Raw genomic sequence first — 10,667 nt, forward strand, 5'->3', positions numbered from 1 at the left:
GATTTTTTACTTTTCATGGCGATTCTTTTTTGGGTTTGGTCGAGCTAGGAGAACAAAATGTTCATCAAAAATAAAATCTTGCGGGCGCGTAAAATTATTTCCGGGCTCATGCTGTTGGCTGTGTTTCTTTCCACTTTAGGTGTGGGCGATTTACCCTTTGTGGATGCTCAAGGCGCGGTCTCGCCGGAGCCGGTTTATGCAGGGATACCCTATGTTTTGTCGGATGGCCAGTTTGTTTACGGTCCAAATATAGGGAATTTTAAAGTGAAGACTTTTCTCGAGTCCAGTGCACCTCATTTATTAAGATATGCGGACGACCTGTATGGCCGCTCGGAATATTTCAGCATCAATCCCAAAATTTATTTGACCCTGTTGGAAATTCAATCCCGATTAATTTCCGATCCTCAGCCTGAACGGATCGAAAACCCATATGGCATGCTGGAACATGGCGGTTTTATCCCGCAGGTTGAAATCCTTTCCACAAAAATGATGGAAGCTTATTATTTACATCTTTATTCGTATTCTGCGCTGAGCGTTTCACAACGCGAGTTAAAACCTTTTGTCACGCCGGGCGGCACCGTCGTCAATGTTGCGCCGGGGACGAACGCGGGCACATATGCTGTCATCGCCGGGCTTGCCGCAATGGATCATCAAAATATATCTTTAATGTTGGATAACAGCCAGGCAAATGGGTTTTATCAAACGTACGTCAGGCTCTTCGGAAGTGATGATCCGCTTGACGAAAAAAATCAGATAACGATCCCCACAGAAACCAGCGCGCTGGCCGCGCCGTCTAATTTATTGCAGCTCCCCTATTTACAGGGATTATCCTGGAGGTTTGGCGGAGTGCATAACAATTCCGGCACAACCACTTTCACGGATGCTTCCTCCCTGGATTTCTATCCCTGGCCGGTTTCCTGGGGAGCGGATACCAGTGCCATGTGGGTGGTGGCTGCCGCTCCAGGAATCCCCACAAGATATTCTGACTGCGGCTTTAAGATTTCTCATAGCGGCGCGCTTAATGTCGGTTGGGAAACGACCTATTATCACCTTGAAGGCGCGAAGTTCTTAACAGGTTCCATAAAACAAAATGACAAGATCGGCGTGATCGCAAATACGCTTGCGGAAGCCACTTGTACAGGCGGCTCCGCGTCCGGCCCGCACGTGCATTTCTCGCTAAAGTATAACGGTGCCTATGTCGCGATCAACGGTACGCCTCTCTCGGGCTGGTTTGTACACAGCGGCCGTTATAGCTATGATGTGGACCCCAATTATATGTGGCTTGAAAAAGCGGGACAAAAAAAATACGCGTATAGTGATGTGCTCCTTAGCGAAGGTACTTCATTGCCGCCAGCTTTCCCGTGTACGGCTCCTCCCTCGGGCGGAATGGCCGCTTTGAATTTCCGGTCCGATGCTGTCAATGAACAAACGGTTCCCGGTCTCTCTGCGCAAAACATGCCTGTTCTTTTTAACCCGGCGCTTGGCGGTGATACAACCGGAGTCTTCCGTCCGGGCAACGGGCTTTTATATCTGAAGAATTCCAATACGACCGGTTTTGCAGACGTGGCGATCAATTACGGGCTTGGCGGCGATTACCCTGTCACAGGCGACTGGGATGGAAATGGAACCGCCACGATCGGCATCTACCGCAATGGTGTCTTCTATCTGCGGAACTCCAACACGCTTGGTTTTGCCGATCTGGTATTCGCTTTTGGTTCGCCCGGCGATCAGCCGCTGGCGGGAGATTGGAACGGAGATGGTGTCGACACGGTCGGTGTCTATAACAGTACCGCCATTACTTTTTGTTTGCGCAATAGCAATACTTCCGGCCTGTCCGATATTAGCTTTTTACTGGGGCTTCCCGGAGATGTCGGAATTGCCGGCGATTGGAACGGGGACGGGGTGGATACCACAGGCGTATTCCGCCCCGGCAATGGCGTCATATTCCTTAAGAACACCAATACGAGCGGGTTTGCGGATGTGGCACTTAATTATGGATTATCGGGCGACCAGCCGGTAACCGGCGATTGGAACAATGACGGGCTGGACACGATCGGAGTGTATCGCAACGGCTCCTTCTATCTCCGTAACTCCAACACACTTGGCTTTGCAGATTTGGTGTTCGCCTTGGGGAATCCCGGTGACATGCCGATCGCAGGCAATTGGGACGGCGTACCGTAGCCGCTGACCATATTTTAAAAAGTTTTGTCGCATGGCTATTCCGCCAAACGGGGTGGCCATGTTTTATTTCGGTTTGGTTCAGCGAGTCTTTGACCAGACGGAAGATCTGGCAGGGCAGCTCTCTAAAATAAATGGTTCGCTGTGTGGAGTATAATTTTATTTCAATGGAATTCCTGCTTTCGAAAAAAACGTAATTAAGGATCTCATGAATAATCCCCATCAATCGCATCCCGCCACGCCTGCAGCCATGTTCAAGAGTTTGTGGGGGAACCGCCAGCTTATTTGGCAGATGACCCGCCGCGAAATTGACGGCAGATATCGCGGTTCCATGATCGGGCTGGCGTGGTCTTTTATTACCCCGATCTTGCTGCTGCTGGTGTACACGTTTGTATTTTCTGTTGTTTTCAAGGCGCGCTGGAACGTGGGCGGAGATGAAAGCAAGACGGACTTTGCCATTATCCTGTTCGCCGGCATGATCGTGTTTAATCTTTTTGCCGAAATTGTTAATCGCGCCCCGGGGCTCGTCACTTCAAATGTTAATTATGTTAAAAAAGTGGTATTTCCTTTGGAGATACTGCCAGGGATCGCCCTTGGTTCGGCATTGTTTCACAGCCTGATAAGTTTATTTGTTTTATTGCTGGCGCAATTCATCCTTAATCGTTCCCTTCCCTGGACGATCATCTTTTTGCCGCTGGTATTTTTGCCTCTTATTTTTTTTTGTATGGGGATCGCGTGGCTCCTGTCGGCAATTGGGGTCTTTATACGTGATGTCGGTCAAATTACCGGCCTGCTAACTACGATACTCATGTTTATGTCCGCTGTATTTTATCCACTCTCCGCATTGCCTGAGGAATATCAATTTTGGCTGGGACTCAACCCGCTGGTGTTAATTATCACGGAAAGCCGCAAGGTCCTGATACTTGGCGAATCGCCGAATTGGGCTACCCTGGTCTCTGCCTTGTGTGTAAGTCTTGCGATTGCCTTCGCAGGCTTCTGGTGGTTCCAAAAAGTGCGCAAAGGATTTGCAGATGTCATCTGAAGAAATTGCCATTAAAGTGGAACATTTGAGCAAAATGTTCCAGATGTACAGCCATCCCCAAGACCGCCTGAAACAGTTTGTTGTCCCCAGATTTCAAAGATTGATCGGCAAATCGCCCAAAACATATTTTCGCGAGTTTTGGGCCATGCACGATGTTTCATTTGACGTGAAAAAAGGTGAAACGGTTGGAATTATCGGCAGGAATGGGTCGGGGAAATCCACTCTTTTGCAGCTTATCTGTGGCACGCTTACACCTACGGGCGGATCTGTACAAACCCATGGGCGTGTTGCTGCGCTGCTGGAACTTGGCTCGGGTTTCAATCCGGAATTTACCGGGCGTGAAAATGTATATCTTAATGGTTCGGTTCTGGGTCTTTCCACTGGGGAAATAGAAGCGCGCTTCGATGATATTGCCGCATTTGCTGATATCGGCGAGTTTATTGAACAACCTGTAAAAACGTATTCGAGCGGCATGATGGTGCGCCTGGCGTTTGCTGTGATCGCCCACGTGGATGCGGATATCCTGGTGGTTGATGAAGCCCTTTCCGTGGGAGATGCGGTGTTTGTTCAACGCTGTATGCGCTTCATTCGGCGCTTCCAGGAGAATGGAACTTTATTGTTCGTGAGTCATGATGTCAGTACGGTTGTCAATCTGTGCCGTTCGGCGATCTGGCTGCATAAGGGACAGGTCAGGGAGGCTGGCCAAACCAAGGCAGTCGCTCAAGCCTATCTTCAATATACTCAACAGGAAATATATGGGGAAAAGGTGCAGTTATCGACCATAAAAAAACAGGCGCTGCCTCCCGTGGAGAAACAAACGCTTCAAACTGTGGGCAGGGAATCGTTGATCGATTATTCGGTCAAGGCGGAAGTGGTTAATAATCTCGAAGAAGCCAGCGGATGGAAGACAGATGGCGCTGAAATAATTGACGTGCGTCTTGAGCATGTTGGGGAAGGGATCCCCGCTGTATTTCAGGGAGGCGAGTCTGTGCGGATGATCATTCGCGCCCGCGCCCACCAGGAACTTGACCAGCCGATTATCGGGTTTTTGGTGCGTGACCGCCTCGGACAGGATTTGTTCGGTGAGAATACCCTGCAATATACCGATCTGAGTCCGGTCCGGGTCGGGGCCGGAGCGGAATTTTCGGCCGAATTTGTTTTCTTTCTGCCGATGCTGCCAAACGGTAACTATGCGGTCATGGCGTCCGTCGCGAATGGATCTCTTAATGCCCATATTCAGCACCATTGGCTGCATGATGCGCTTATCATCAATGTCGTTTCCAGCAAGGTCCGCTGGGGGTTGGTCGGCATACCTTTTGACGAAGTGATCCTGAGACTGGATGGGTAGAAATGAATAAAACTCTTGATCAATTATATAGGGAGCATAAAGGGAAACTATCCGATAAATGGTCGCTGTATTTAACCGAATATGACCGGTTGTTTACAGTGTACCGAAACCAGCCGGTCCAGCTTTTGGAAATTGGCGTTCAAAACGGCGGCTCGCTCGAAATATGGGATCAATACTTCCCCAATGCCGGAAAAATAATTGGCTGCGATATCAACCCCTCGTGTGCCGCGTTGCAATATCGCAGTTCCCGAATTGCGGTTGTGACAGGCGACGCCAATTCAGACGAATATCAAAATGAGATCCTGCAATATGCCCCGACATTTGACATTATCATTGACGATGGTTCGCATGACTCCAGCGATATTGTGCGTTCGTTCGCGCGATATTTTCCCTGCTTAAATGAGACTGGGATGTATGTCGCAGAGGACCTGCATTGCAGTTATTGGGACAATTTTGAAGGCGGGCTGCATCAACCTCTTTCAGCAATGTCGTTTTTTAAACGGTTGGCGGATATCCTAAATCATGAACATTGGAGGAACGGCCGGTCAGGCAGGGAATTGCTCGCCGCCTTTTGCGACGAATTTGGCGTTGACTTTGATGATCTTGAACTGGCCAGGATCCACTCGATCGAATTTTTGAATTCATTGTGTGTGATCAAAAAAAGCCCCCCTGAAAACAACACGCTGGGCAAACGGTTTATCGTCGGAAACGAAGAACTGGTAACCAGCGGGGTTAAAAAATACGACGGGTCCAGCATTCATGATTTTGAAGCGCAAATAAAAGACGACAAAGATCTGGATGTGTTTGCGTTGATCAGGCGCAGCAGGGAATTGGCGCAGGAAAAGGAACAGGTCGTGCAGGCGCTGAAATTTGAACTGTCACAGATCTATGCGAGCCGCGCCTGGCGGGTTGTTCAGTGGCTGCGGCGGATCTGGTTGATGGTTAGCCGTATGGAGCGCCTTGCGCTGACTCTAAAAAAAAAAATAAGCCGCCTGCTGCGAACGCTGATCAATCATGATCGACCAATTCAATTGGATCATTATCGAAGGATCAAACAAAAGCTCGATCTCAAAAAAAATATTTTATTGATCAACTCTTCAGGCCTGTTTGATAAAGAGTGGTATCTGGCCAATAATCCGGATGTCGCGTTATCCAAAAAGGATGCGGCCGGTCATTATCTGCTGCACGGTGGCTTTGAGGGGCGCGACCCGGGCCCGGAGTTCAGCAGCCGCCAGTATCTGGATAACAACAAGGATGTTAAAGAGGCTCGCGTTAACCCGCTGGTGCATTATCTTGCCAGTGGAATATCGGAAGGAAGGCCAAAGTTTTCGTCGCAAAAGTCAAGCAAGGTCATGAATGTGATCTTTGTGTCAGGCGAGCCGCATACGCCCGGACATATTTACCGGGTCGAGAGATATGTGGAAACATATAGGTCATTGGGGATCCATGCCGTCTGGCGCAGGCCGGACGAACTGGCTGGCGATCTGTCGCCTCTGGGGGAGATCCAATTGTTAATATTGTGGAGGACTATTTATGACCCCAATATTGAATTGATTGTTAATTATGCTAAACAAAAACAGGTCAAGATCGTGTTTGATGTGGATGATCTTATGTTTGATGTGAATGTTGTTGATGCTCAGATCATTGATGCCATCCGGTTTCATAATTTGGATGTCGAAATAGTAAAAGACTATTATTTGAAAATACAAAAAACAATGCTGCAGGCGGATATCTGTACCTGCCCGACCCAGACATTGTCAAACGCGATGGGGGATTTAAATAAAGAATCCTTTGTTTTGCCTAACGGCTATGATTATGATCAACTGTATAGATCAACGGCTCTTGTAAGGGGAAGACCAGAGATGGGCGGTCAAGTGATCAGGATCGGTTATGCCGGCGGTACGCAAACGCATCAAAGGGATTTTAGCCTGGCACTGCCCTCGCTTTTGAGGCTGCTGGATGAGTACCCGGATATTATTATCACGGTGTTTGGAAAAGCGCTTCATCTTGGCGAATTTCCGGAAGTTCAAGGGTACCAAGATCGCTTTGAAATAAGGGAAATGGTGCCATTGGAAGGTCTGATCGATGAGATCGCGCGCTTTGATATTAATATAGCTCCGCTTGAGATCAATCGATTTTGCGAGGCCAAAAGCGAATTGAAATATTTTGAGGCCGCCCTTGTAAGGGTTCCAACCGTGGCTTCCCCCACCCAGCCTTTTAAAAATGCCATTCAACACGGGGTCAATGGTTTTCTTGCCGGCGATAGCGCCGACTGGTACAAGTATTTAAAAATGTTAATTGATGATGCATCCTTGAGGGAGAGGATATCGAACAGCGCGTTCCAGCAGGTCCTTTGGCGCTTTAGCCCGGCCCAAAGAGCCTGTCTGGTTTATTCTTTTTTGGATCAGATCGGTCTTTCATATCGTACGAATTTTTCCGAGATCAGGCGCAAAGCCTGCTCATTTCAAAAGAAACTGCCGCCGTTTATCCCCGCTAACCAAAATGCGCTGCCCGCTTACGCCAAACCTGAAAAACATTTCGAGCATCGAACGGAAAAAATATCGAAAGCCGGCCTGGTGATTCCATTGTTTAATGGTCAGGATCTGATTGTTGAAACGCTGGACTCCATGGCGGGTCAAACACTGAACGACCTGGACCTGGTCATTGTGGACGATCGTTCCACGGACGGTTCTTTGGGCGCGGCAATGGATTGGCTGTCTGAACATAAGGGGAGATTCGCAAATTGCGCCATCCTTGGTAACGCCGAGCATCAGGGGCCGGGCGCGAGCCGGAATATTGGTTTTGATTATTTGCAAACTCCCTGGGTGATGCCCGTGGATGCGGGCAATATCCTGCTGCCGGAATGTCTGGCGCAGTGTTTGAAATTAGGTATCGAAAATAATTTCTCAGGGGTTTACTCAAAATTACTTATTTTTGGGGAGGCGCCTGGTTATATTCAAGAAGCCTATGGCGGCGCGGAACTTAATCTCGCGGAGTGGGATCCGGCCAGGCTGGTTTTGGATCATTATATCGATGGCATGGCTTTGATCAGCAAGGCTGCCTGGGCAAGAGTTGGCGGATATGACGGATCATTGCAGCGCGGATTGGAAGATTACGACCTGTGGTTGAAATTCGCGGAGAACGGTCTCTTTGCAAAATATGTTCCTGATATACTGGCCAAATATCGTGTCAATCGAAAAAAAATGCGCAGCGCGGGTGGAAAGATCGGCCTGATCGAGGGCAGGAAAGCGATCATGGAAAGGCATCCCTGGATGCGGCGCTAATGAATACGTTCTTCCATTAAAAAGAACAGATCTTCATCCAGGCACTTTAAATTACCGTGTTCCAGCTTCCCTGTACAAGAGGTCTAAATGATTGATAAAAAAATAAGCGGGTTTGGGACTCTCTTTATATTGCTTGTGGTTTCAACCATTTTGCTTTTGTTATGGTCTTTTATCGTACCGATCTACGAATCCCCGGATGAGGATCATCATTGGGCTTATGCCAACTATCTGCATAAGAACTGGCGGCTGCCGATCTATGACAAGCAGCTTTTTGAAGCAAATTCGCCCCCGCTTTATTATCTGCTGGTTGCGCCGTTTGCGGCGGACTCCGTGCAGCCCCAATCGATTCGCAATAGCGCGAACGAATCCCCCCTCCCGCCCCGCTGGTTTAATGACTCGATCTATGATTCTGAATACTATTGGCCGATTCGATTGGGACGGTTCGTGTCAATTATTATATCGGTCCTGACCGTCTTATTCTGCTATTTGGCGGGTGTCGAGGCGGCGGGGCAGGAATCGACAGGCTTGCTGGCGGGCGGGCTCGCAATTCTTTTACCTCAATTCACATTTCGCGGGATGAACGTCAGCAACGACGCCCTGGTCACCATGACCTGCGCCGCGGTCACCTATTTGATCGTTCGGCTGATCAAGCGCGGTTTTACCTGGAAGCTGGCAGTCGCGGCCTCGATTCTGTCCGCGCTCGCATTCCTCTCCAAAACCAACGCCATTTTCCTGCCTGTTCCATTCGGGCTGGCCATTCTGGGTGCGCCGGGACCATGGAAGCTGCGTTTGGGACGCTTGTCTGTGATGGGAATAGCCTTGTTGATGGTTGCGCCATGGCTGGTGAGGAATCAGATATTGTATGGCGACCCATTGGCAAGCCGCATCATGTTTACAGTGGTGGACTTCCTCGTCGATCCCAAGCCCATTACTTCACCCTATTTCCTGACAATGTTCCCTCGCTACCTGGCCATGTCATTCATTGGCATGTTCGGTTGGTTGAATTTGCGTCTGCCCAATTGGATCTATCTGCTTTTCGGTTCACTGGGAGTTGCGGCGCTGCTGGGATGTATCTGGCGTGGATTTCAACGCAAGATACAGTGGTTCCTGACTTTTATTCTTTTAACTTTTCCGATTCTCAGCTTGGTAGTGACAATTTACATAAACCTGCGATTCTCACAGCCGCAGGGACGTTACCTGTTTACCGCGCTTGGCGCGATAACCCTCCTGGCAGCCATGGGTCTTGAAGGACTCCCCTTTTGGAATAAAAAGCTAACCTTCCTTTTACTTGGGATCCTTTTGTTGGTGAATCTGTATATCGTCGGGGCGGTCATCATTCCTGCCTATTCGTTGTAAACGCGGTCGAACCCGTTAAATAAAACCAATTGCTAAAGCGTTCACGATACTTGAGGGAAGGAATGGTTAAGGCGGTCTGTGCGGCGATCTATTTGATTGGAACTTCGCTCCTTATAAATTATTTCTTTTCCAACTGGATCTACGATGACCCTTTTATTACCTATCGTTATGCGGCCAACCTGCGGCACGGCTTGGGGTTTGTGTACAACTCCGGCGAACGCGTATTAAGTACAACCACCCCTTTATTTACCTTTTTACTGGCGTTGTTTGGAAATCTGTGGTCCGACCTGCCCCAATTGGCTAAAGTGATCGGTGCGTTCAGCCTGGCCTGGGGCGGGGTTTGCCTGTGGGATCTGGCGAATACATGGAAATCTCCCATGGCGGGCTGGGCCGGATTACTGCTTTATCCTGCGTTTCCGCTGCTTCATCGCACGCTTGGTTCAGAGACTCCGCTCTATCTTGCTTTCTGTTTGAGTTCCTTTGCGTTCTACTCCCGCCGGCTTTATTGGCCGGCCGCTGTTTGCCTCGCGCTGGCCGTCCTGACCCGCCCTGACGGCATCCTGTTGGTTTTCATTCTGGCGCTCCATTTCCTTGTGCAGATACGCCGTCCCATCCCGTGGATGGCTTTGGCGTTATTTCTTGGCCTGACCATTCCCTGGTTCGTATTTGCCTGGGCCTACTTTGGTTCGCCGTTGCCGGCCACGCTGGCGGTCAAGCAGCAGGGGATTATGGCGATCAGCCAGCTGTTTTCACCGGGGCTGTTGAGTCTCCTGGGAGGGTATTCCGTGTGGCCGTATCTATTGGAGGCGGGTCTGGCTGCGGCCGGATTGATCTTTATGTTCCTGCGCGCGCGTCAGTGGGGATTGCTGACCGCCTGGATCATGCTTTATTTTTTGATGTATTCAATGTTGGGCGTGACCGCTTATTTTTGGTATTACGCCCCCCTGGTGCCCGGCTTGATTGTGCTCATCGGTTTGGGAATAACGGGCATTCGCGGGTTTTTTATTTCAAGCCGAACCCCGTTTTATTATTTTGCCGCGATAAGTTTGTTGCTAGCGCTGTCTGCGTCGCAGGTGGCTCCTGTTCCTTTAAATAACCGTTCGATTATTTATGGCCTTGTCGGCGAATGGCTGCGCGGGCACACGCCGCCGAACGCCAGCGTGGGAACGCTTGAAGTGGGCATTATTGGGTTCCACTCGCAGCGGAGAATGATCGATTTTGCGGGTCTGATCCAGCCGGAGGTTGGCGGCCAGTTCACCCAATACGCAACTTATGAAGATTCGGCCTTATGGGCGGCTGAGCGTTATCGTCCCGATTATCTGGCGCTGTTTGAGGGGGATCTTCCGCGCTTTGAACATGGATATATCGCTCAACACTGCGCGGTGATAAAACGCTTTCCGCAGCACGCTTACTTATATTCCAGCCGTATGACTGTGTATGTTTGCAGGTGATGTCGGTG

The 10,667-nt window shown here is 49.6% G+C and carries 6 protein-coding genes; all 6 read left to right on the forward strand.

Features of this window, described 5'->3' with window-relative positions:
• Window positions 1–57 precede the first annotated feature (57 nt).
• Window positions 58–2,181 carry a M23 family metallopeptidase gene (locus tag IPL17_RS05745; RefSeq protein WP_345306119.1) on the forward strand — a complete coding sequence of 708 codons (2,124 nt, stop codon included), beginning with the start codon at window positions 58–60 and terminating at the stop codon, window positions 2,179–2,181.
• Window positions 2,182–2,386: 205 nt separating this feature from the next.
• The gene (locus tag IPL17_RS05750) at window positions 2,387–3,220 is read left to right on the forward strand and encodes an ABC transporter permease (protein ID WP_345306120.1); all 834 of its coding nucleotides are present in this window, start codon (window positions 2,387–2,389) and stop codon (window positions 3,218–3,220) included.
• On the forward strand, window positions 3,210–4,568 hold the full coding sequence (locus tag IPL17_RS05755; protein ID WP_345306121.1) for an ABC transporter ATP-binding protein: 1,359 nt from the start codon (window positions 3,210–3,212) through the stop codon (window positions 4,566–4,568). Before IPL17_RS05750 ends, IPL17_RS05755 begins: the two co-directional genes overlap by 11 nt.
• 2 nt (window positions 4,569–4,570) lie before the next feature.
• The gene (locus IPL17_RS05760; RefSeq protein ID WP_345306122.1) at window positions 4,571–7,852 is read left to right on the forward strand and encodes a glycosyltransferase; all 3,282 of its coding nucleotides are present in this window, start codon (window positions 4,571–4,573) and stop codon (window positions 7,850–7,852) included.
• A gap of 87 nt (window positions 7,853–7,939) precedes the next feature.
• On the forward strand, window positions 7,940–9,208 hold the full coding sequence (locus IPL17_RS05765; RefSeq protein ID WP_345306123.1) for a glycosyltransferase family 39 protein: 1,269 nt from the start codon (window positions 7,940–7,942) through the stop codon (window positions 9,206–9,208).
• 62 nt (window positions 9,209–9,270) lie between these two features.
• On the forward strand, window positions 9,271–10,659 hold the full coding sequence (locus tag IPL17_RS05770) for a hypothetical protein (protein ID WP_345306124.1): 1,389 nt from the start codon (window positions 9,271–9,273) through the stop codon (window positions 10,657–10,659).
• Window positions 10,660–10,667: the final 8 nt, after the last annotated feature.

This window comes from Candidatus Villigracilis saccharophilus (assembly GCF_016711665.1).